The organism is Streptomyces sp. NPDC008001 (assembly GCF_042958085.1).
Taxonomy (GTDB): domain Bacteria; phylum Actinomycetota; class Actinomycetes; order Streptomycetales; family Streptomycetaceae; genus Streptomyces.
In genome coordinates this window covers 133,164-154,803 of the sequence record NZ_JBIBIZ010000009.1, presented here as the reverse complement: position 1 = coordinate 154,803, position 21,640 = coordinate 133,164, and the positions used below count along the sequence as shown (strand labels likewise).

Annotated in this window: 16 protein-coding genes; 7 read left to right on the top strand and 9 right to left on the bottom strand. The window is 73.3% G+C overall.

Going from position 1 to position 21,640, the window contains the following annotated elements; translation table 11 throughout:
* Window positions 1-2: 2 nt before the first annotated feature.
* The 4 genes from ACFZCD_RS24500 to speB all read right to left on the bottom strand — a co-directional run bounded on the left by ACFZCD_RS24500 (window position 3) and on the right by speB (window position 8,290).
* Window positions 3-3,719: an ABC transporter ATP-binding protein gene (locus tag ACFZCD_RS24500; protein WP_391834284.1), complete on the bottom strand. Its 3,717-nt coding sequence runs from the start codon at window positions 3,717-3,719 to the stop codon at window positions 3-5.
* Window positions 3,720-3,834: 115 nt separating this feature from the next.
* A complete protein-coding gene (locus tag ACFZCD_RS24495; RefSeq protein ID WP_391834282.1) occupies window positions 3,835-4,899 on the bottom strand; it encodes an esterase-like activity of phytase family protein in 1,065 nt (354 codons plus the stop codon).
* A gap of 69 nt (window positions 4,900-4,968) precedes the next feature.
* The gene (gene kdpB / locus ACFZCD_RS24490; protein ID WP_391834834.1) at window positions 4,969-6,951 is read right to left on the bottom strand and encodes a potassium-transporting ATPase subunit KdpB; all 1,983 of its coding nucleotides are present in this window, start codon (window positions 6,949-6,951) and stop codon (window positions 4,969-4,971) included.
* A gap of 358 nt (window positions 6,952-7,309) precedes the next feature.
* Window positions 7,310-8,290 carry an agmatinase gene (gene speB, locus ACFZCD_RS24485; protein ID WP_391834280.1) on the bottom strand — a complete coding sequence of 327 codons (981 nt, stop codon included), beginning with the start codon at window positions 8,288-8,290 and terminating at the stop codon, window positions 7,310-7,312.
* 178 nt (window positions 8,291-8,468) lie between these two features.
* Here speB and ACFZCD_RS24480 point away from each other — a divergent pair, with 178 nt between their 5' ends.
* Window positions 8,469-9,257: a phosphatase gene (locus ACFZCD_RS24480; RefSeq protein ID WP_391834278.1), complete on the top strand. Its 789-nt coding sequence runs from the start codon at window positions 8,469-8,471 to the stop codon at window positions 9,255-9,257.
* Between the two features lie 2 nt (window positions 9,258-9,259).
* Here ACFZCD_RS24480 and ACFZCD_RS24475 read toward each other — a convergent pair whose 3' ends face one another.
* The 4 genes from ACFZCD_RS24475 to ACFZCD_RS24460 form a co-directional block, all read right to left on the bottom strand.
* Window positions 9,260-9,457: a hypothetical protein gene (locus ACFZCD_RS24475; RefSeq protein WP_391834276.1), complete on the bottom strand. Its 198-nt coding sequence runs from the start codon at window positions 9,455-9,457 to the stop codon at window positions 9,260-9,262.
* A gap of 101 nt (window positions 9,458-9,558) precedes the next feature.
* Window positions 9,559-10,482, bottom strand: a complete 924-nt coding sequence (tesB, locus tag ACFZCD_RS24470) for an acyl-CoA thioesterase II (protein ID WP_391834274.1) — start codon at window positions 10,480-10,482, stop codon at window positions 9,559-9,561.
* A 23-nt stretch (window positions 10,483-10,505) separates the two neighbouring features.
* On the bottom strand, window positions 10,506-11,666 hold the full coding sequence (locus tag ACFZCD_RS24465; RefSeq protein WP_391834272.1) for an acyl-CoA dehydrogenase family protein: 1,161 nt from the start codon (window positions 11,664-11,666) through the stop codon (window positions 10,506-10,508).
* A 105-nt stretch (window positions 11,667-11,771) separates the two neighbouring features.
* Complete coding sequence (locus tag ACFZCD_RS24460; protein WP_391834270.1) at window positions 11,772-12,407, bottom strand: TetR/AcrR family transcriptional regulator; 636 nt, start codon at window positions 12,405-12,407, stop codon at window positions 11,772-11,774.
* 117 nt (window positions 12,408-12,524) lie between these two features.
* Between ACFZCD_RS24460 and ACFZCD_RS24455 the strand changes: the two genes are divergently transcribed.
* Genes ACFZCD_RS24455 through ACFZCD_RS24440 form a run of 4 tightly spaced genes read left to right on the top strand, consistent with a single transcriptional unit; the run spans window position 12,525 to window position 18,360 of the window.
* Window positions 12,525-14,156: a carboxyl transferase domain-containing protein gene (locus ACFZCD_RS24455; RefSeq protein ID WP_391834268.1), complete on the top strand. Its 1,632-nt coding sequence runs from the start codon at window positions 12,525-12,527 to the stop codon at window positions 14,154-14,156.
* Between the two features lie 8 nt (window positions 14,157-14,164).
* A complete protein-coding gene (locus ACFZCD_RS24450) occupies window positions 14,165-16,255 on the top strand; it encodes a biotin carboxylase N-terminal domain-containing protein (protein ID WP_391834266.1) in 2,091 nt (696 codons plus the stop codon).
* Complete coding sequence (locus ACFZCD_RS24445) at window positions 16,252-17,190, top strand: hydroxymethylglutaryl-CoA lyase (RefSeq protein WP_391834264.1); 939 nt, start codon at window positions 16,252-16,254, stop codon at window positions 17,188-17,190. The genes ACFZCD_RS24450 and ACFZCD_RS24445 overlap by 4 nt, the downstream gene beginning before the upstream one ends.
* 9 nt (window positions 17,191-17,199) lie before the next feature.
* Complete coding sequence (locus ACFZCD_RS24440; protein ID WP_391834832.1) at window positions 17,200-18,360, top strand: acyl-CoA dehydrogenase family protein; 1,161 nt, start codon at window positions 17,200-17,202, stop codon at window positions 18,358-18,360.
* A gap of 100 nt (window positions 18,361-18,460) precedes the next feature.
* Here ACFZCD_RS24440 and ACFZCD_RS24435 read toward each other — a convergent pair whose 3' ends face one another.
* Window positions 18,461-20,104, bottom strand: coding sequence for a beta-N-acetylhexosaminidase (locus ACFZCD_RS24435; RefSeq protein WP_391834262.1), 1,644 nt, complete (start codon window positions 20,102-20,104; stop codon window positions 18,461-18,463).
* A gap of 232 nt (window positions 20,105-20,336) precedes the next feature.
* Between ACFZCD_RS24435 and ACFZCD_RS24430 the strand changes: the two genes are divergently transcribed.
* Window positions 20,337-21,242 carry a DUF4429 domain-containing protein gene (locus ACFZCD_RS24430; protein ID WP_391834260.1) on the top strand — a complete coding sequence of 302 codons (906 nt, stop codon included), beginning with the start codon at window positions 20,337-20,339 and terminating at the stop codon, window positions 21,240-21,242.
* Between the two features lie 86 nt (window positions 21,243-21,328).
* Complete coding sequence (locus ACFZCD_RS24425; protein ID WP_194960160.1) at window positions 21,329-21,604, top strand: hypothetical protein; 276 nt, start codon at window positions 21,329-21,331, stop codon at window positions 21,602-21,604.
* Window positions 21,605-21,640: the final 36 nt, after the last annotated feature.

Sequence of the window (21,640 nt, the reverse complement as noted above, 5' to 3'; positions counted from 1 at the left end):
ACCTATGCCGGGACGGCCTCGCCCGTGAACGTCCGCCACAGCTCCGCGTAGCGCCCTTCCCGGGCCAGCAGCTCGTCGTGCGTGCCGTCCTCGGCGACGCGGCCGTGGTCGAGGACCACCACCCGGTCCGCGCGGGCCGCCGTGGTCAGCCGGTGGGCGACCACGAGCGTCGTGCGGCGTCCGGCCAGCCGCTCCGTGGCCTGGTTGACCAGCCCCTCGGTCGCCAGGTCGAGCGCCGCGGTGGCCTCGTCCAGCAGCAGGATGTCCGGGTCCACCAGCTCCGCGCGGGCCAGGGCGATCAGCTGGCGCTGGCCCGCGGAGAGGTTGCGGCCGCGCTCGGTGACCTCGTGCAGGTAGCCGCCGTCGAGCGTGGCGACCATCTCGTGCGCCCCGACCGCCCGCGCCGCGGCCTCCACCTCGGCGTCGGTGGCGTCCGGGCGCCCGTAGGCGATGGCGTCCCGCACCGTGCCGGGGAACAGGTACGGCTCCTGCGGGACGACGCCGAGCCGGTGCCGGTATCCGGTGGGGTCCAGCTCGCGCAGGTCGTGCCCGTCGACGCGGACGGCGCCGCCCGTCGGGTCGTAGAAGCGCGCCACCAGCTTCACCAGGGTCGACTTGCCGGCGCCGGTCTCACCGACGAACGCCACCGTCTGGCCGGCCGGGATCGTCAGCCGGATGCCGGACAGGGCATTCTCGCCGTCGCCGTAGCGGAAGGCCACGTCATCGAAGACGATCTCGCCGCTCAGCTCCCGCACCGCGCGCGGCCGCTCCGCCACGGGCGTGGTCGTCGGCTCGCGCAGCAGGCCCTGCACCCGGCCGAGCGAGACGGTGGCCTGCTGGTAGCCGTCGAAGACCTGCGACAGCTGCTGGACGGGGGCGAAGAACAGGTCGATGTAGAGCAGGTAGGCCACCAGCGCGCCCGCCGTCAGCGTGCCGTCGCTCACCCGGCCCGCGCCCACGATGAGGACCGCCGCGGCGGCCACGGACGACAGCAGCTGCACGAACGGGAAGTAGACCGATATCAGCCACTGGCCGCGCACCCGCGCCTGCCGGTAGGACCAGCTGCGCTCCGCGAACCGCCGGGCGCCCGTCTCCTCCCGCCGGAACGCCTGCACGATGCGCAGGCCCGCGACGCTCTCCTGCAGGTCCGCGTTGACCAGCCCGACGCGCTCGCGCGCCAGCTCGTACGCCTTGACGCTCTGCCGGCGGAAGACGGCGGTCCCGGCGACCAGCAGCGGCAGGGTCGCGAAGACGACGAGGGCCAGCTCCACGTCGATGACGAGGAGGGCGACGAGGATGCCGAAGAAGGTGAGGACGGAGACGACGGCGGTGACCAGGCCGGTCTGCAGGAACGTCGACAGGGCGTCCACGTCCGTCGTCATCCGCGTCATGATCTTGCCGGTGAGCTCGCGCTCGTAGTAGTCCAGGCCCAGGCGCTGCAGCTGGGCGAAGATCTTCACGCGCAGCGCGTAGAGGATGCGCTCGCCCGTGCGGCCCGTCAGCCGCGTCTCAGCGACCTGCGCGGCCCACTGCACCGTGACGACGAGCAGGGCCAGCCCCGAGGCCGCCCACACCGCTCCCAGGGTGAGCTGCTGGACGCCCTTGTCGATGCCGTGCCGGATCAGGACGGGCAGCAGCAGGCCGGCGACGGCGTCGACGGCGACGAGCAGCAGGCTGAGGACGAGCGGCGTGCGGAAGCCGCGCAGCAGCTGCCGCAGCCCGTACGCCTCCTCGGGACGCGCGGCCCGCTCCTCGTCCACGTCCGGGGTGTCGTCCGCGGGCGGCAGTGCGGCCACCTTGGCGAGCAGTTCGGGCGTGGCGGGCATCCCCGTGACGCCGTCGGCGGAGCCGGAGGGCTCGTCCTTGCGCACCCACAGGGAGGGAGTGACGCCGTTCACGGCAGCCCGCCCGGGCTTGCCGGCCGGAGCCACGGTGACCGGGGCCGCCAGCCCGGCGGGGTCCTTCGTGACGCCGGCGAGCTCACCCGGGTCCGTCAGCAGCTCGCGGTACCTCTCGCAGCGCTCCTCCAGCTCCTCCGCCGTGCCGACGTCCACGAGCCGGCCGCCGTCCAGAACGGCGATCCGGTCGGCGAGCGCCAGCGTCGACGCCCGGTGGGCGATGAGCAGCGTCGTCCGGCCGGCCATGACGCTGCGCAGTGCCTCGTGGATCTCGTGCTCCACGCGGGCGTCGACCGCGGACGTCGCGTCGTCCAGGAGGAGCAGGCGCGGGTCGGTGAGGATCGCGCGGGCGAGGGCGATGCGCTGGCGCTGGCCGCCGGAGAGGGTGAGGCCCTGTTCGCCGACGGCGGTGTCGTAGCCGTCGGGCAGTTCGCTGATGAAGCCGTCCGCCTGAGCGGCGCGTGCGGCGGCGCGGATCTGCTCGTCGGTGGCGTCCGGGTGCCCGTAGGCGATGTTGTCGCGGATGCTGTCGGAGAACAGGAAGCTGTCCTCGGGCACGAGGCCGATGGCGGCGCGCAGGGAGGACAGGGTGAGGTCGCGGACGTCGTGCCCGCCGACGCGCACGGCGCCGCCGGTGACGTCGTAGAAGCGCGGCAGCAGCAGGGAGACGGTGGACTTGCCGCTGCCGGAGGCGCCGACGACGGCCACGGTCTCGCCGGGCTCGATGCGCAGGGTGAAGCCGTCGAGGACGGACCGCGCGGGGTCGTAGCCGAAGGAGACCTTGTCGAACTCGACGGTGGCGGGGGCGTCCGCGGGCAGCTCGCGGGCGTCCGGGCGCTCCTCCACGACCGGCTCGGTGTCGACGAGTTCGAGGACGCGCTCGACGCCGGCGCGGGCCTGCTGGCCGACGGTGAGGACCATGGTGAGCATCCGCACGGGGCCGACGAGCTGCGCGAGGTAGGTCGAGAAGGCGACGAACGTGCCGAGGGTGATCTGGCCGCGGGTGGCCATCCAGCCGCCGAGGGCGAGCATGGCGACCTGGCCGAGGGCGGGGACGGCCTGGAGGGCCGGGGTGTAGCGGGAGTTGAGGCGCACGGTGCGCAGGCGGCCGGCGAAGAGCCTGCGGCTCACCTCGCGGAGCTTGGCGGTCTCCTGCTCCTCCTGGCCGAACCCCTTGACGACGCGGACGCCGGTGACGGCGCCGTCCACGACGCCGGCGACGGCCGCGGCCTGTCCCTGGGCGTACCAGGTGGCGGGGAAGAGCCGGGTGCGGCTGTGCTTGGCGAGGACCCACAGCGCGGGGGCGACGGCGAGGGCGACGACGGTCAGGAGCGGGGAGAGGGTCACCATCACGACGAGCGAGATGGCGAAGAGCATGAGGTTGCCGATCATCATCGGCAGCATGAAGAGGAGGCTCTGGATGAGCTGGAGGTCGCTGGTGGCGCGGCCGACGACCTGCCCGGTGGACAGCTCGTCCTGGCGCCGGCCGTCGAGCCGCGTGATCGCGGCGTGCATCTCCGTCCGCAGGTCGTGCTGGACGTCGAGGGCGAGCTTTCCGCCGTAGTAGCGGCGGACGTACGTCAGGCCGTAGACGACTACGGCGGCGGCTATGAGGAGGGCGGCCCAGGGCGCCAGGGGGCGCTGGTGGGAGCCGATCACGTCGTCGATGATCAGCCTGGGTATGAGGGGCACCAGCGCCATGACGGCCATGCCGGCGAGCGAGGAGCCGAGGGCGAGGAGCACCGTGCCGCGGTAGCGCCAGCAGTAGCCGGCGAGCCGCCTGGCCCATCCTTGACCTGTCGTGTCCTTCGCCGCTGCCACCCGGGCCTCCTGCACTGCCGCTCTCGTCCTGCTGACGGAGGGCCCAACGCCCTGGGCTGCGGATTTCATCCCGCCGCAACAAAGGACGGGCAGGAGGCCGGGGACTCCGCCTCCGCTACGGCCGCGGCAGGCGCACCGTGAGCGAGTAGAGGCGGGTGATCTGCGCAGGGTTCTGGTTGTCGTCGCTCACCAGCAGCAGGCGGAGGTTTCCTCCGCTCCGGCGCGTGACGGCGAGCCCCTCGACGTTGTCCAGGAGAGGGTTGCGCTGGGGCTGCCGCGCGGTCGCGCCCAGGGACGGGCAGGCGCCGAGGTCGGCGAGCAGCTTCTTGCCCATGGGGCGGGTAGCGGGGCCGCCCGGCAGGTGCGTGACGGCGGTGACGTCGCTCGCGCGGCGCGGGTCCGCGAGGTAGAGCCGCACGGTGTTGCCCACTCCCGCGGTGAAGCCGCGCTCCAGGACGAGGAGGCGGCCGTCCCCGGCCGCGGTGATCTCGGCGACGCCGAGGCCCTTGTCGGCCGGGTAGGCGTACTGCGGACCGAGGGCGAACTCCTGCCGGCCGTGCCGCTGCCAGCTCTGCACGCGCACGAGCGGCCTGCCGGCGGCGTCCTGCCCGTCGCCCGCGAGGGACTGCTCCATGGAGGCGAGCAGGGTGCGGCCGCCCGGCTGCAGGGTCAGGCCCTCGAAGGTCTGGTTGGCCGTGGCGCGCCCGGCCGGGGCGACCTGCAGTGCTGCGGGGACGGCCAGCCGGCCCAGCAGCTTGCCGTCCTTGTCGTAGCGGCGGACGGAGGGCTCGGTCTCGGAGGTGACCAGCCGGGTGCCGTCACGGTCGACCGCCAGCCCTTCGGAGTCGAGCGGGCCGCCCTTCTCATCGGCGAGGTCGACAACCCGTACGGGGGCCGCGTGCGGTCTCTGCCGCACGTCGAGGGAGAACAGCTGGGAGCGGTCGGAGAGCGCCGCGACCGTGCCGTCCTTGTCGACCGCGAGCGCCGACAGGTTGCCCACGAACGAGCCCCGGAACGTCGTCTTGTCCAGGGCGTCGGAGAAGCCGTCGATCCGGACGGACGGCGAGCACGCGTGCGCGGGCGCGCGCGTGGGCGCGTCCGCCCGAGCGGTCGTCGGGCTCAGGCACGTGGCAGCGGCGAGCGCGGCAGCGGCGGCGGCAAGCGCGGATCGGGTACGCACGGGGCGGGTCTCCTCGGTCGGCTGCGGGCGACGCGGTCCACCGTAGGCCTCACGAGCCGCCCCTGTCCCTCACAGGCCCGGCATGAACTGCAGGGCGAGGTCGATGAGTTTGATGCCGGCGAAGGGCGCGATCAGCCCGCCCGCCCCGTACAGGCCGAGGTTGCGGCGCAGCAGGGCGTGCGCGCTGGAGGGCGCGTAGCGGACGCCGCGCAGGGCGAGGGGGATCAGGGCGACGATGACCAGGGCGTTGAAGATGATCGCGGAGGCGATGGCCGAGGTCGGGCTGTGCAGGCCCATGACGTTGAGCTTCTCCAGGCCCTCGTAGCCGGCGACACCGCCGAACATGGCGGGGACGATCGCGAAGTACTTGGCGACGTCGTTGCAGATGGAGAAGGTGGTGAGCGCGCCGCGGGTGATGAGCAGCTGCTTGCCGATCTTGACGATCTCGATGAGCTTGGTGGGGTCGGAGTCCAGGTCCACCATGTTCCCGGCCTCCTTGGCGGCCGAGGTGCCGGTGTTCATGGCCACGCCGACGTCCGCCTGCGCCAGCGCGGGGGCGTCGTTCGTGCCGTCGCCCGTCATCGCCACCAGCTTGCCGCCGGCCTGTTCCTCGCGGATGCGGGCGAGCTTGTGCTCGGGCGTCGCCTCGGCGATGTAGTCGTCCACGCCGGCCTCGGCGGCGATGGCCTTGGCGGTGAGCGGGTTGTCGCCGGTGACCATGACGGTCTTGATGCCCATGGCGCGCAGTTCGGCGAACCGCTCGGCGATGCCGGGCTTGACGACGTCCTTGAGGTGGACGGCGCCGAGCACCCGGGCGCCGGACGCGTCCTCCAGGGCGACGAGCAGCGGGGTGCCGCCGCCGGCCGCGATGGAGTCCGCGATCCAGCCGGCCTCGGCGGGGACCTCGCCGCCGCGCCGGGTCACCCACTCCGCGACCGCGCTGCCGGCGCCCTTGCGGATGCGGCAGAACTCGCCGTCGTGGGCGAAGTCCGCCCCGCTCATCCTCGTCTGCGCGGAGAACGGTACGAAGCGGCCGTGCGCGAACTCCTCGTCGCCGTGGCGGATCCCGTACTCCTGCGCGAGGGCCACGATGGAGCGTCCCTCGGGCGTCCGGTCGGCCAGGGAGGCGAGCTGGGCGGCGTCGGCCAGGAGCTCGTGCGGGACGCCTCTGACGGGCACGAAGGAGGCCGCCCGGCGGTTGCCCAGGGTGATGGTCCCGGTCTTGTCCAGGAGGAGCGTGTTGACGTCCCCGGCGGCCTCCACGGCACGGCCGGAGAGGGCGAGGACGTTGCGCTGGACGAGGCGGTCCATGCCGGCGATGCCGATCGCGGACAGCAGGGCGCCGATGGTCGTGGGGATGAGAGTGACGAGAAGTGCGACGAGGACGGTGATGCTCTGCGGGGCGCCCGCCCATTCGGCCATGGGCTGCAGCGACACCACGGCCAGGATGAAGATCACGGTCAGTGAGGCGAGCAGGATGTTCAGGGCCAGCTCGTTGGGGGTCTTCTGCCGGCTGGTGCCCTCGACCAGGGCGATCATCCGGTCGAGGAAGGTGTGCCCGGGGCGCGACGTGACGCGGACGATGATCCGGTCGGACAGCACCGTCGTACCGCCGGTGACGCCCGAGCGGTCGCCCCCGGCCTCGCGGATGACCGGCGCGGACTCGCCGGTGACGGCCGACTCGTCCACCGACGCGACGCCCTCGACGACCTCGCCGTCGCCGGGAACGGTCCCGCCCGCCTCCACGACCACGAAGTCCTGCGGGCGCAGGTCCGCGGCGAGCACGCGCTCCTCCACCCGGTCGCGCCGGTCCATGCCGACCCGCCAGGAGCGCAGCCGGCGGGCGACGGTGGTGTCGCGGGTGCGGCGCAGCGTCTCGGCCTGGGCCTTGCCGCGGCCCTCGGCGACGGCCTCGGCCAGGTTGGCGAAGAGGACGGTCAGCCAGAGCCAGACGCTGATGAGCCAGGCGAAGGCGGACGGGGCGAGGAGCGCGGAGAGGGTGGTGAGGACGGAGCCCGCCTCGACCACGAACAGCACCGGGTGCTTGACCATGACCCGGGGGTGCAGCTTGCGGAAGGCGTCCGGGAGGGAGGCGGCCATCCGGCGGAGGTCGACGGCGCCCCCGGCCACCCGCCGGTGCCGTTTCCGTCCGGCGGGCGGTGCGGGGCTCGGGCTGGGGACTTCCTGTCCGGGGAGCAGGTGCAGCGTCAACGGGGTGGCCTTCGACGGGGGCGGGTGATCACCTCAGCCAACCGTCCGGGCACGGCCCGTCACCGGATCCTGACGCGGCCTTGTCGGGCCGCAGGGCCCGGCTTACGCACCTTTGACGCCGCTGCGGGCCTCCGGAAAGCGCGGAGCGCCGTACGGGCCGGTTCTTCCGGTCCGTACGGCGCTCCGGGAAGGAGCCGTGTCAGCCGCGCGAGGCCGCGATCTGCCGCGACATGATCGTCGTCAGCTCGTAGGCCGCGTGGGACGCCGCCACCGAGGTGATCTCGGCGTGGTCGTACGCGGGGGCGACCTCGACCAGGTCCGCGGAGACCAGGTGGCAGCCGGACAGGCCGCGGATGATCTCCAGCAGCTCGCGGGAGGTCAGGCCGCCGGCCTCCGGGGTGCCGGTGCCGGGCGCGTGGGCCGGGTCCAGGACGTCGATGTCGATCGAGATGTACAGCGGGCGGTCGCCGACGCGCTGGCGCAGCTGGTCGGCGATCTCGTCGACGCCGCGGCGCATGACGTCGGCGGAGGTGACGATGCCGAAGCCCATCTTCTCGTCGTCGGTGAGGTCCTTCTTGCCGTACAGCGGGCCGCGCGTGCCGACGTGCGACAGCGCCTCGGTGTCGAGGATGCCCTCCTCGACGGCGCGGCGGAACGGCGTGCCGTGGGTGTACTCGGCGCCGAAGTAGGTGTCCCAGGTGTCGAGGTGCGCGTCGAAGTGCAGCAGGGCGACGGGGCCGTGCTTCTTGGCGACCGAGCGCAGCAGGGGCAGGGCGATGGTGTGGTCGCCGCCCAGGGTCATCATGCGGGCGCCGGTGCCGAGGATGTCGTCCGCGGCGGCCTCGATGGTCTCGACGGCCTCGTCGATGTTGAACGGGTTCGCGGCGATGTCACCGGCGTCGGCGACCTGCGCGAGGGCGAAGGGCGAGGCGTCCTGGGCCGGGTTGTACGGGCGCAGCAGGCGGGAGGCCTCGCGGATGGCGTTGCCGCCGAAGCGGGCGCCGGGCCGGTAGGAGACGCCGGTGTCGAAGGGGACGCCGACGACGGCCACGTCCGCCGTGCCGACCTCGTCCAGGCGCGGCAGGCGGGCGAAGGTCGCGGGGCCGGCGTAGCGCGGGATGCGGGAGGAGTCGACGGGGCCGCGCGGTTCACGGGGGGCAGGGCCGTTCTGGGGGGTCATGCGAGTGCCTCTCGAATCACGGACGCGTTACGGTCGAACCAACGTCGGGGCGGCTGCGGTGGACGTACCCGAGGGTAGGCAGGGCGGCGGAATCCGCACATGTACGTATCAGTGGGTCCGGCACCGCCATATGGACACCACGTCCAGCACCGCACGACCGGGGGAGACAATGAACGGCATGCCGATACCGTCCCGCAGCGAACTGATCGATCACCTCGTCCGCACGCGCATCGCCGGCGCCGTGGCGACCCCGCGCGAGAACAACCTCGACCACTACCGCAAGCTCGCCAACGGCGACCGCCGCTACTGGCTCGGGCTGGAGCTGGGCGACCGCTGGACGGACGAGCAGGACGTGCTCGCCGTCATGGCGGAGCGGTGCGGCGTCAGCGACGACCTGAACCACCGGGCCGGCCAGGACCACATCGACCCCCAACTGACGGCCGACGCCCTGGACCGCATGGCGAACGTGCTGCGCAAGGCGGCGGAGAGCCGGCAGCGGGTCCTCTTCGCCACCGGCCACCCGGGCGCCCTGCTGGACGTGCACCGCACGACGGCGGCGGCGATGCGGGCGGCGGGCTGCGAGGTCGTCCGGATCCCCGGCGGGCTCGGCGCGGACGAGGGCTGCGTCGTGCAGTTCGCGGACGTGGCGGTGTACGAGGGCGGGGCGACCCTCTGGCACACCCACTCCCCCAATCCGATGACCGCGATCCTCGACGGCCTCCTGCGGGAGGGCCGCCCGCTGCCGGACCTGGTCGTCGCCGACCACGGCTGGGCGGGCTGCGCGGCGCAGCGCGGCATCGACGCGGTGGGCTACGCGGACTCCAACGACCCGGCGCTCTTCCTCGCGGAGGCCGAGGGCACGCTGCAGGTGGCCGTCCCGATGGACGACCACGTGGTGGACCCGCGCTTCTACGAGCCGATGACGGCGTACCTGCTGGGCGCGGCGGGGCTTGCCGCGGAAGGCTAGGCCTAGCCTTCCGCCGGCGCGGAGCCGCCGTTCCAGCCGCGGACGCAGAGCCAGGCGCCGCCCCAGAGCAGGGCGGCCTCGGCTCCCCGGAACACCAGGAAGCCCACCAGCTTGGGCACCCCCGTCGCCTCGACGATCGGGCTGTGCCAGAGGAAGACCAGCAGGACGGCCAGGACGATGCTCACGGCACCTCCCGCCATCAGCAGTATCCTCGGCGCCGTTCCCATCCGTGCGGCCACGCGTGCCATCCGGCCCCCTCCACTCCCACCGGTCGCGTCAACTCACCGATGCTACCGGCCCGTCACGTCCGCGGGCGAGGAACCCTCACCACGCCCTCCTGGATCACCGACACCGCCAGCCGGCCGTCTTCCGTGAAGATCCGCCCGCGGGCCAGGCCGCGGCCGCCCTGGGACGTCGGGCTCTCCTGGTCGTACAGCAGCCACTCGTCGGCGCGGAACGGCCGGTGGAACCACATCGCGTGGTCCAGGCTCGCGCCGACGACGTCCCCGACGGCCCAGCCGCCGCGGCCGTGGGCCAGGAGGACGGAGTCGAGGAGCGTCATGTCGGAGACGTAGGTGGCCAGGCAGATGTGGAGCAGGGGGTCGTCGGCCAGTTTGCCGTTGGTGCGGAACCACACCTGCGACTTGGGCTCGCGCGGCTCGCCCACGCTGCCGAACGGCGGCTCGTCCGCGTACCGCAGGTCGACCGCCGAGCGGGCGTCCAGGATGCGGTCCACGACGCCCCGGCCGCCGAGGAGCGGGGCGTAGCGGGACAGCGTCTCCGCGGCCGTGGGAAGGGCCTCGGGGGCGGGAGCCGGCGGCATGGCCTCCTGGTGCTCCAGGCCCTCCTCGTGGCGCTGGAAGGACGCGGACAGGTGGAAGATCGGCTGCCCGTGCTGGACGGCTACCACGCGGCGCGTGGTGAAGGAGCCGCCGTCGCGGATGCGGTCGACGGTGTAGACGATGGGCACGGCGGGGTCACCGGGCCGCAGGAAGTAGGAGTGCAGGGAGTGCGGCGGGCGGTCGGCAGGGACGGTGCGCCCCGCGGCGACGAGGGCCTGCGCGGCGACCTGGCCGCCGAACACGCGCGGGACGAGGACGGCACGGCCGGTGCGGCCCCGGAAGATGTCCTGCTCGATGGGTTCGAGGTCGAGGAGGGCGAGCAGTTCGTCCAGCGGGGTGGGCGGCTCTGCCGGCGGTATACGGGTGGTAAGGGGCTCGTTCATAGGAGTACTGGGTCTTACCGGCCTTACAGGCCCATGGACTTGGCGATGATGGAGCGCATGACCTCGCTGGTGCCGCCGTAGATGCGGCTGACGCGGGTGTCGGCGTACAGGCGGGCGATGGGGTACTCCATCATGTAGCCGTAACCGCCGTGGAGCTGGAGGCACTTGTCGATGACGACGGCCGCCCGCTCGGTGGTGAAGAGCTTGGCGGAGGCCGCGTCGGCGGCGGACAGCTCGCCCGCCTCGTGGGCGTCCAGGGCGCGGTCGACGACCGCCTCCATCGCGTCGACCTCCGCCTTGCAGTCGGCCAGCACGAACTTGGTGTTCTGGAAGGACGCGACGGACGTGCCGAAGACCGTGCGGTCCTGCACGTAGGCCTTGGCGAACCCGACGGCCGCGGCGGACTGGGCGTAGGCGGCGACGGCGATGCCGAGCCGCTCCTGCGGGAGGTTCTGCCCCAGGTAGCCGAAGGCCTTGCCCTCCTCGCCGAGGAGGTCCTCGACGGGCACCTTGACGTCGGTGAAGGACAGTTCGGCGGTGTCGGAGGTCTTCAGGCCGAGCTTCTCCAGCTTGCGGCCGACCGCGTAGCCCTCGGAGGAGGTGTCGACGGCCAGGATGGAGATGCCGGCGCGCCGGTCCTGGGGGGAGGGAGGGGCGGTGCGGGCGCAGACGAGCACGCGGTCGGCCTGGACGCCGCCGGTGATGAAGGTCTTCGCGCCGTTGAGGACGTAGTGCGTGCCGTCCTCGGAGAGCTTCGCGGTGGTCCGCATGCCGGCCAGGTCGGAGCCGGTGCCGGGCTCGGTCATGGCGATGGCGGTCATCATGTCGCCGGAGACGAAGGGCGGGAGCCAGCGCCGCTTCTGTTCCTCGGTGGCGTACTTGAGGAGGTACGGCAGGCACAGCGCGGTGTGCACGCTGCTGCCGCCGAAGCTGACGCCCGCGCGGGCGCACTCCTCGGTGATGACGGCGTGGAACTTGAACCCGCCGCCCTCGCCCGCCCCGCCGTACTCCTCGGGCACCTCGATGCCGAAGACACCGAGGTCGCCGAGCTTCTTGTAGAACTCGCGCGGGACGGCGCCCGCCTCCCGCCACTCGTCGTAGACGGGCACGACCTCGGTCGCGATGAAGTCGCGGATCGTTCCGCGGAAGGCCTCGTGGTCCTCGCTGTACACCGTGCGACGCATTGGCTGCCATCCCCTCGTGCGGGCCCGGGGACCCCGGGCTCATGCCTGGCCAAGCGCTTGCTCAGGCGAAGCTACCGGGGAGTCACCAGGGCTGTCCAGGGCCGGCTAGGCCGTACGGGTGACGCCGGCCGAGAGCGCCTCGAAGGCTCCGTGGGCCAGGCGGCGCAGCAGGGCCGCGGTGGCCTCGCGCCCGGGGAGGGCGCCCGGGCGGCCGAGGTGGGGGGTGGAGTTGAGCAGGCCGAAGACGGCGTGGACGGCGGCGCGGACCTCGGCCTCGTCCGGACCCGGGTGGAGCCGGCGGACGACGTCGACCCACAGCTCCACGTACTGCCGCTGGAGCGAGCGCACCTGCTTGCGGTCGCTGTCGCGCAGCTGGCCCAGCTCCCGGTCGTGGAGGATGATCAGCGCCCGGTCGTCCAGCGCGAAGTCGATGTGACCGTCGATGAGGGAGCCCAGCACGGCGGCCGGGCCGCCGCCCGCCGAGGCGGCCTCGATGACGCGGCGGCGCCCGCCCGCGAAGAGCCGCTCGCTGATGCCGACCAGCAGCTCGGCGAGCATCGCGTCCTTGCCGGCGAAGTGCCGGTAGAGGCCGGGGCCGCTGATCCCGACGGCCGCCCCTATCTCGTCGACCCCCACGCCGTGGAAGCCGCGCTCGGCGAAGAGCCGGGCCGCCTCTTCGAGGATCTGCTCGCGGCGGGTGGGCGCGGCGGGGGCCGGGGTGCGGGTTGGTGCGTCGTTCACGAAAGTAATTCTAGACAGCGGCGTTAGTGGTCGTTAACCTGAAGGAAACGTGTTAACGCTCATTAACCGAGTGGGTCATGGGCCGGGCCGGTGGGCCCGAGCAAGGAGCTCGAGTACATGCAGCAGGCACCGGCGCTGCGGAGCGCCGCCGATCCGGCGTCCGACGCCTGGCGGGCCAACGAGGCCGCGCACCGCGAGCTGTCCGCGGGGCTGCGGGAGCGGCTGGCCGCGGCCCGGCTGGGGGGCGGCGAGAAGGCCAGGGCGCGGCACACGGCCCGCGGCAAGCTCCTGCCGCGCGACCGGGTGGACTCTCTGCTGGACCCGGGCTCGCCCTTCCTGGAGCTCGCCCCGCTGGCCGCCGAGGGGATGTACGGCGGGGCCGCGCCCGCCGCGGGCGTCATCTCCGGCATCGGGCGGGTCTCCGGCCGCGAGGTCGTGATCGTCGCCAACGACGCCACCGTCAAGGGCGGCACGTACTACCCGATGACGGTCAAGAAGCACCTGCGCGCCCAGGAGGTCGCCCTGGAGAACAGGCTGCCGTGCCTGTATCTGGTCGACTCGGGCGGCGCCTTCCTCCCCATGCAGGACGAGGTCTTCCCCGACCGCGACCACTTCGGCCGGATCTTCTACAACCAGGCCCGGATGTCCGGCGCGGGCGTCCCGCAGATCGCCGCGGTCCTCGGCTCCTGCACCGCCGGCGGCGCCTACGTCCCGGCGATGAGCGACGAAGCGGTCATCGTCCGCGGCCAGGGCACGATCTTCCTGGGCGGCCCGCCGCTGGTGAAGGCCGCCACGGGCGAGGTCGTCACCGCCGAGGAGCTCGGCGGCGGCGAGGTCCACTCGAAGGTGTCGGGCGTCACCGACCACCTCGCCGAGGACGACGCCCACGCCCTGCGCATCGTCCGCACGATCGTGTCGACCCTGCCCGAGCGGGGCGCGCTCCCCTGGCACGTCGAGCCGGCCGAGGAGCCCGCCGTCGATCCCGCGGGGCTCTACGGCGCCGTCCCGGTGGACTCCCGCACGCCGTACGACGTGCGCGAGGTCATCTCCCGCGTCGTGGACGGATCGCGGTTCGCCGAGTTCAAGGCCGAGTTCGGGCAGACGCTGGTGACCGGCTTCGCCCGGATCCACGGCCACCCCGTCGGCATCGTCGCCAACAACGGCATCCTGTTCTCCGAATCCGCCCAGAAGGGCGCCCACTTCATCGAGCTGTGCGACCAGCGCGGCATCCCCCTGGTCTTCCTGCAGAACATCTCCGGCTTCATGGTCGGCCGGCAGTACGAGGCGGGCGGCATCGCCAAGCACGGCGCCAAGATGGTCACGGCCGTGGCCTGCACCCGCGTCCCCAAGCTCACCGTCGTCATCGGCGGCTCCTACGGCGCGGGGAACTACTCGATGTGCGGCCGGGCCTATTCGCCGCGCTTCCTGTGGATGTGGCCCAACGCCAAGATCTCGGTCATGGGCGGCGAGCAGGCGGCCTCCGTCCTCGCCACCGTCAAGCGCGACCAGCTCGAAGGCCGCGGCGAGACCTGGAGCGCCGAGGAGGAGGACGCCTTCCGCGCCCCCATCCGCGAGCAGTACGAGACGCAGGGCAGCGCCTACTACGCCACCGCGCGGCTGTGGGACGACGGCGTCATCGACCCCCTGGAGACCCGGCAGGTGCTGGGCCTGGCGCTGACGGCCTGCGCCAACGCCCCCCTGCCGGAGAAGGACACCACGGCGCCCGGCTACGGCGTCTTCCGGATGTGAGGCGGAGCATGTTCGAGACTGTCCTTGTCGCCAACCGCGGCGAGATCGCCGTACGGGTCATCCGCACGCTGCGCGCGCTCGGTATCCGCTCGGTCGCCGTGTTCAGCGACGCGGATGCGGAGGCCCGGCACGTCCGCGAGGCCGACACCGCCGTCCGGATCGGCCCGGCGGCCGCCGCGGAGAGCTATCTGTCGATACCGCGCCTCCTGGAGGCAGCGGCCCGCACCGGCGCGCAGGCCGTCCACCCCGGCTACGGCTTCCTCGCCGAGAACGCCGCCTTCGCCCGCGCCTGCACCGACGCCGGGCTCGCCTTCATCGGCCCGCCCGCCGCCGCCATCGAGCTGATGGGCGACAAGATCCGCGCCAAGGAGACCGTGCAGGCCGCGGGCGTGCCCGTGGTGCCCGGCTCCTCCGGCAGCGGCCTGACCGACGCCGAGCTCGCGGCCGCCGCCCTCACGATCGGCATGCCCGTCCTGCTCAAGCCCTCCGCGGGCGGCGGCGGCAAGGGCATGCGCCTCGTCCGCGACGCCGCCCTGCTCGGCGAGGAGATCGCCGCCGCGCGCCGCGAGGCCCGCGGCTCCTTCGGCGACGACACCCTGCTGGTCGAGCGCTGGGTCGACCGCCCCCGCCACATCGAGATCCAGGTCCTCGCCGACGGCCACGGCCACGTGATCCACCTGGGCGAGCGCGAGTGCTCCCTGCAGCGCCGCCACCAGAAGATCATCGAGGAGGCCCCGTCGCCGTTCCTCGACGAGGCCACCCGCGCCGCCATGGGCGAGGCGGCCGTCCAGGCGGCCCGCTCCTGCGGGTACGCGGGCGCGGGCACGGTCGAGTTCATCGTGCCGGGCGACGACCCCGCCTCGTACTACTTCATGGAGATGAACACCCGCCTCCAGGTCGAGCACCCCGTCACCGAGCTGGTCACCGGCCTGGATCTGGTCGAGTGGCAGATCCGCGTCGCCGCCGGCGAGGAGCTGACCGTACGCCAGGAGGACGTGACCCTCACCGGGCACGCGGTCGAGGCCCGCATCTGCGCCGAGACCGCGCGGGTGAGCGCCGGCGGCGACCGCGTCGACTTCCTGCCGTCCGCGGGCACCGTGCGGCTGCTGCGCGAGCCGGCGGGCGAGGGCGTCCGCGTCGACTCGGGCCTCGCGGAAGGCACGGACGTCGGCACGTCCTACGACCCCATGCTCGCCAAGGTCATCGCCCACGGCCCGGACCGGGCCACGGCCCTGCGCCGCCTGCGGGCCGCCCTCGCGGACACGGTCGTCCTGGGCGTCGACACCAACGCGGGCTTCCTGCGCCGCCTGCTGGCCCACCCGCAGGTCGTGGCCGGCGCGCTGGACACGGGCCTGGTCGACCGGGACGCGGCATCGCTCGTGCGGTCCTCCGTCCCGGACGAGGTGTACGCGGCGGCCGCGCTGCTGGGCCAGGCGGCCCTGGAACCGCCGGGCGAGGGCTGGGTGGACCCGTTCTCGGTCCCGCACGGCTGGCGCCTCGGTGGCGAGCAGGCCTGGACGGCGCACCACTTCCGGGTGCCGGGCGAGGATCCGGTGACGGTCCGCGTCCGGGGTGCGGCATCCGCCGCGGAGCTCGTGCTGGAGACGGCCGGCCCGGCACCGGCCGCGCCGGGCACCGCGAGCGGAGAGCCCTCCCCCACGGCCCCGGCGCCCCTGCCCGTCCCCGCGAAGCTGCTGCCCTCCCGCGGGCCGGCGGCCCCCGTCGCCCTCGAACTGGACGGGCTCACCCACACCTTCCACCGGGCCCCCGGCCCGGAGGGCACCTGGCTCGGGCGGGACGGCGATGCCTGGCACCTCCGTGACCACGACCCCGTCGTGGTCACGGACGGTGCCGGAGCCGGCGGCGTCGACACCCTCACCGCCCCCATGCCCGGCACCGTCACCGTCGTCAAGGCCGGCGTGGGCGACTTCGTCAGCGCCGGGCAGAGCCTGCTCGTGGTGGAGGCGATGAAGATGGAGCACGTCATCTCCGCCCCGCACGACGGCACCGTCACCGAGCTGGACGTGACGCCCGGTGCCACCGTCGCCATGGACCAGGTGCTGGCCGTCGTCACCCCCGCCCCCGCGGAGGAGTCATGATCAGCGGACTGCCCATGGCCGTGCCCGAGCCCGGCCTCCCCTCCCGCGTCCGGATCCACGAGGTGGGCCCCCGCGACGGCCTGCAGAACGAGCGGACGGTCGTCCCGGTCGAGGTGAAGGCGGAGTTCATCCGCCGCCTCGCCGCGGCCGGCCTCGGCACGGTCGAGGCCACCAGCTTCGTGCACCCCAAGTGGGTGCCGCAGCTCGCCGACGCCGAGCAGCTGCTGCCCCTCCTGGACGGGGTGCCCGCCCGGCTGCCCGTCCTCGTGCCCAACGCCCGCGGCCTGGAGCGCGCCCGCGCCCTCGGCGCCCGCGAGATCGCCGTCTTCGGCAGCGCCACGGAGTCCTTCGCCAAGGCGAACCTCAACCGGACGGTCGACGAGTCCCTGGAGATGTTCGCGCCGGTCGTGGCCGAGGCGCGCGAGGCGGGCCTCGGCGTCCGCGGCTATCTGTCCATGTGCTTCGGCGACCCCTGGGAGGGCGCCGTCCCGCTGGAGCAGGTCGTCCGGGTCAGCCGCCGCCTGCTGGACCTCGGCTGCGACGAGCTGAGCCTGGGCGACACGATCGGCGTCGCCACGCCCGGCCACGTCACGGCCCTGCTCACCGCCCTGAACGAGGCGGGCGTGGAGACCGGCCGGCTCGCCGTCCACTTCCACGACACCTACGGCCAGGCCCTGTCCAACACCCTGGCCGCCCTGCGGCACGGCGTCACCACCGTCGACGCCTCCGCCGGCGGCCTCGGCGGCTGCCCGTACGCGAAGAGCGCCACGGGCAATCTCGCCACCGAAGACCTTCTCTGGATGCTCGACGGCCTCGGTGTCCGCACCGGGGTCGACCTCGGCCAGCTCACCGCCACGAGCGTCTGGATGGCCGAGCAGCTGGGGCGGCCCAGCCCCTCCCGTACCGTCCGCGCCCTCTCCCAACAGGAGTCCTGAGCCATGCCGCTGGACCACCGCCTCACCCCCGAGCACGAGGAACTCCGCCGCACGGTGGAGGAGTTCGCACACGACGTGGTCGCCCCGAAGATCGGCGACTTCTACGAGCGCCACGAGTTCCCGTACGAGATCGTGCGGGAGATGGGCCGCATGGGGCTGTTCGGGCTGCCCTTCCCCGAGGAGTACGGCGGCATGGGCGGCGACTACCTGGCCCTCGGCCTGGCCCTGGAGGAGCTGGCCCGGGTCGACTCCTCCGTCGCCATCACCCTGGAGGCCGGCGTCTCGCTCGGCGCTATGCCCGTCTTCCGGTTCGGCACGGAGGAGCAGAAGCGCACCTGGCTGCCGAAGATGTGCTCCGGCGAGATCCTGGGCGCCTTCGGCCTGACCGAGCCCGAGTGCGGCTCGGACGCCGGCGGCACGCGCACCACGGCCCGGCTGGACGAGGCCACGGGCGAGTGGGTGATCAACGGCACCAAGTGCTTCATCACCAACTCCGGCACGGACATCACGGGCCTGGTCACGGTCACCGCGGTCACCGGCCGCACGGACAGCGGCAAGCCGCTGATCTCCTCGATCATCGTCCCCTCGGGCACGCCCGGCTTCACCGTCGCCGCCCCCTACTCCAAGGTCGGCTGGAACGCCTCCGACACCCGCGAGCTGTCCTTCTCCGACGTCCGCGTCCCGAAGGCCAATCTGCTCGGCGAGGAGGGCCGCGGCTACGCCCAGTTCCTGCGGATACTGGACGAGGGCCGGATCGCGATCTCCGCGCTGGCCACGGGCCTGGCGCAGGGCTGCGTGGACGAGTCGGTGAAGTACGCCAAGGAGCGGCAGGCCTTCGGCCGGCCCATCGGGGCGAACCAGGCGATCCAGTTCAAGCTGGCCGACATGGAGATGCGGGCGCACACGGCCCGTCTCGCCTGGCGCGACGCCGCCTCCCGGCTGGTGCACGGCGAGCCGTTCAAGAAGGAGGCCGCCCTGGCCAAGCTCTACTCGTCCGAGATCGCGGTGACCAACGCCCGCGAGGCCACCCAGATCCACGGCGGCTACGGCTTCATGAACGAGTATCCGGTGGCCCGGATGTGGCGCGACTCCAAGATCCTGGAGATCGGCGAGGGCACGAGCGAGGTGCAGCGCATGCTGATCGCCCGCGAACTGGGGTTCGCGGGCTGAGCACCGCTGCGGCTCGGTGAAGGGTGCGGCCCGCACCCTTCACCGGGCGTGCGCAACGGATCAAGGCACTCGCCCTCGGCGCCGGGCGCCCGGGCTCCGGTCAGAGCCAGGGCACCTGCGGCGAGCGGTAGTACGTGATGCCCAGCGCGTCCCAGCGCGGGCCCTGTGCCGCCAGCCGCGCCCGGTAGGAGGACCAGTCGTGCGTGGCCGCCGGGGACCAGCCGAGTTCGGCGATGCCCGCCAGCCGCGGGAAGGCCATGTACTCCAGCTGGGCGCTCGTGCTGACCGTCTCCGTCCACAGCGGTGCCTCGACGCCCGCCACGGCCGAGGCGGGCGCCCCCGCCAGATAGCCGCCGGGGTCCCAGTCGTAGGACTGCCGCACCTCGACCAGCCCTGCCCACTGCAGGCCCAGCGGCGTGTCCTTGGTGTACTTCATGTCCAGGTACGCCCGGTCCGCGGGAGAGAGGATCAGGCCGGCGCCCGCCCGCGCCGCGGCCGCGACCTGCGCGCGCTCGGCCGCCCCGGTCCTGTCGTAGCCCCAGTACTGCAGGAGCGCGCCCTCCGCCGGCCGGGCCGCGGCCAGCTGGTGCCAGCCGATGACCGTCTTGCCGTGCCGGGCGACGGCGGGCTGCACCCGGTCCATGAAGGCCGCGTAGTCGGCGGGGCTGGTCGAGTGCGCCTCGTCGCCGCCGATGTGCAGGTAGGGACCCGGGGTGAGCGCCGCCAGCTCGCCGATGACGTCCTCCACGAAGTCGTACGTGTCCTGCTTGGTCACGCACAGGGAGCTGAAGCCGACCTCCGTGCCCGTGTAGAGGGGCCGCGCGGTGCCGTCGCTGTTCAGGCGGGCGTACGAGGCGAGGGCCGCGTTGGTGTGCCCGGGCATGTCGATCTCGGGGACCACCGTGAGGTAGCGGCTCGCGGCGTACCGGGCGATCTCCCGGTAGTCCTCCCGGCTGTAGGAGCCGCCCGGCCCGCCGCCGACCTGGGTGCTGCCGCCGTACGAGGCCAGCCGGGGCCATGAGCCGATGGCGATCCGCCAGCCCTGGTCGTCGGAGAGGTGCAGGTGGAGGGCGTTGTACTTGTAGAGGGCGAGCTGGTCGGCGTACCGCTTGACCTGGTCCACGGTGAAGAAGTGCCGGGCGACGTCGAGCATCGCGCCGCGGTAGCCGTAGCGCGGCGCGTCGGTGATCTCGCCGCCCGCCACGGTCCACGGCCCGGGCTGCCGGACGGTGCTCTCGGCGCGGGCGGGCAGCAGCTGCCGGAGCGTCTGGACGCCGTGGAAGAGCCCGGCGCCCCCGCGCGCGGAGATCGTCACGGAGCGCGCGGTGACGGACAGCCGGTAGTCCTCGCCGCCCGGATCCCCCTCCCGGACGCCTGCTCGGGCTCCCGCGCCGCCCCCGCCTTCCTCCTCGTCGATCACCAGGCGGATCCCCGGGCCGTCCGCCTCCGCCTCCGTCTCCGTCTCCTGGACGGGCAGGCGGTATCCCGTCGAGGGGCGCAGCAGCCCGGCCAGGTAGCCGCCGACCCGCGCGGCCTCGGGGCTGCCGGACGGCACCCGGACGACGGTGCGGGCCGTGATCTCGTACGGGTCCCCGCCGGGCCGGACGGAGGCGGGGGCCGGCACGACGCGGCCGAGCGGGGCGGGCCCGGGCTCCGCGGCCCGCTCCGGGGCGGCCGTGGCGGAGACGGAGACGGGCCCGGCGGCAAGCAACAGGGCGGCACCGGCCGCCGCAAGACATCTCACGCGTGCGCGTCCCGGACTCGCGCGTCTCGGACTCGCGCGCCTCACGCTCGCGCTTCTCGAACTCTCGCTTCTCACGCTCGTGCGTCTCGGGCTCGTGCGTCTCAAGAGGAAGTCCCTTCGGCATGCCGCTCACGGGAATTCACGCGTACGAACGCTCACTTGGGTATCGCCGGCCCCGGCCGGCGTCAAGGTCCGCGTCCTCCTGAGCGTACGTGCCTGAGAGAATCCCCCCATGGCTGAGATCCTCCAGAAGGACGGTACGTGGACCTTCGACGGCGACACGATACGGATCGTCCCGGGCCGCGAGCGCGGCGTGCACCTGATGCGTCAGACCCTCGGTGAGCTGGCCGTTCCGCTGACCGCCGTGGCGGGGATCGCCTACGAGCCGGGCCGGAAGAGCGGCCGGCTGCGGCTCCGGCTGCGCGACGGGGCCGACCCCCTGCTGCAGGTCGCGCGGGGCAGGCTGCCGGACGCCGCCGATCCGTATCAGCTGACGGTCGAGTCCGACCGCTCGGGCGTCGCCGAGTACTTCGTGGACGAGGTGCGCAACGCCCTCCTCCTGGAGCAGGTGCCGGAGGGGCCCACGGACCGCTATCTGCTGCCCGGCCCGACGCTGCCGCTGTCGGTCGGCGCCGGGGACGGCACGGTCACCTTCGACGGCGAGCGGATCCGCCTGGAGTGGAACTGGAAGACCGAGGAGGGCAAGAAGTCCGCCGGTACGCAGTCGCTCGCCCTGACGGAGGTCCGCTCGGTGGAGTGGATGCCCTCCATGGGCCTGGAGCACGGCTACCTCCGCTTCGTCGTCCTCCGGGAGCCGACCAAGGCCCCGCCCAAGCACGACCCCCATGCGATCGAACTGTTCGGCTTCAAGAAGGACCCGCTGATGGCGGTGGTGGGCGCCGCGGTGGTGGCCCGGCTGCCGCACCCGTCCGCCGCCGGCGCACAGGGCGCGGCGCACGCGCTCCCCGAGCCCCCGGCCGCCCTCGCCATCGCCGCCCCCGCCCCCGCCCCCGAGGCCGCTTCCGATCATGACGCCCTGCTGCGGCGGCTGCGGGAGCTGGGCGAGCTGCACCGTGCGGGGATCTTGACCGATGAGGAATTCGCCACGGCAAAACAGGCCGTACTCAAGCGTTTCTAGGCGATTCCGGCATCTGAACCACTCACGCCTGCCCGATATCGGGCAGGATTCTTGCGAATGTCTCGGATACCCCTCAGTATCGACGGGTGCTCGAACGCCGTATGAATCATGACGACCTGGTGGACCACCTGGTGCGCAGCACGCCGCTCCAGCGCGGCGAGGCCGCCCGGGTGGTCCTGGACGTCCTGGCGTACTTCGACGAGACGACCGAGAGCTTCGTCCGCCGCCGCCACCGCGAGCTGCAGTCCGGCGGACTGCGCAACACGGAGATCTTCGAGCGGATCTCGGCGGAGCTGCCGCACCGCGCGGTGGCCCCGCCGGAGCTCTCACTGCGGCAGCTGCGCCGCATCGTCTACGGCTGAGTCATCGGCCGAGTCGTGGGGGGGGGGGGGGGGGGG

What these genes read in the sequence shown, in the direction of transcription:
- ACFZCD_RS24430 (WP_391834260.1), top strand. Translation starts at nt 20,337, where the DNA reads ATGGCTGAGATCCTCCAGAAGGACGGTACGTGGACCTTCGACGGCGAC.
- tesB (WP_391834274.1), bottom strand. Translation starts at nt 10,482, where the DNA reads ATGAACGAGCCCCTTACCACCCGTATACCGCCGGCAGAGCCGCCCACC.
- ACFZCD_RS24450 (WP_391834266.1), top strand. Translation starts at nt 14,165, where the DNA reads ATGTTCGAGACTGTCCTTGTCGCCAACCGCGGCGAGATCGCCGTACGG.
- speB (WP_391834280.1), bottom strand. Translation starts at nt 8,290, where the DNA reads ATGACCCCCCAGAACGGCCCTGCCCCCCGTGAACCGCGCGGCCCCGTC.
- ACFZCD_RS24455 (WP_391834268.1), top strand. Translation starts at nt 12,525, where the DNA reads ATGCAGCAGGCACCGGCGCTGCGGAGCGCCGCCGATCCGGCGTCCGAC.
- ACFZCD_RS24475 (WP_391834276.1), bottom strand. Translation starts at nt 9,457, where the DNA reads ATGGCGGGAGGTGCCGTGAGCATCGTCCTGGCCGTCCTGCTGGTCTTC.
- ACFZCD_RS24480 (WP_391834278.1), top strand. Translation starts at nt 8,469, where the DNA reads ATGCCGATACCGTCCCGCAGCGAACTGATCGATCACCTCGTCCGCACG.
- ACFZCD_RS24465 (WP_391834272.1), bottom strand. Translation starts at nt 11,666, where the DNA reads ATGCGTCGCACGGTGTACAGCGAGGACCACGAGGCCTTCCGCGGAACG.
- ACFZCD_RS24445 (WP_391834264.1), top strand. Translation starts at nt 16,252, where the DNA reads ATGATCAGCGGACTGCCCATGGCCGTGCCCGAGCCCGGCCTCCCCTCC.
- kdpB (WP_391834834.1), bottom strand. Translation starts at nt 6,951, where the DNA reads ATGGTCAAGCACCCGGTGCTGTTCGTGGTCGAGGCGGGCTCCGTCCTC.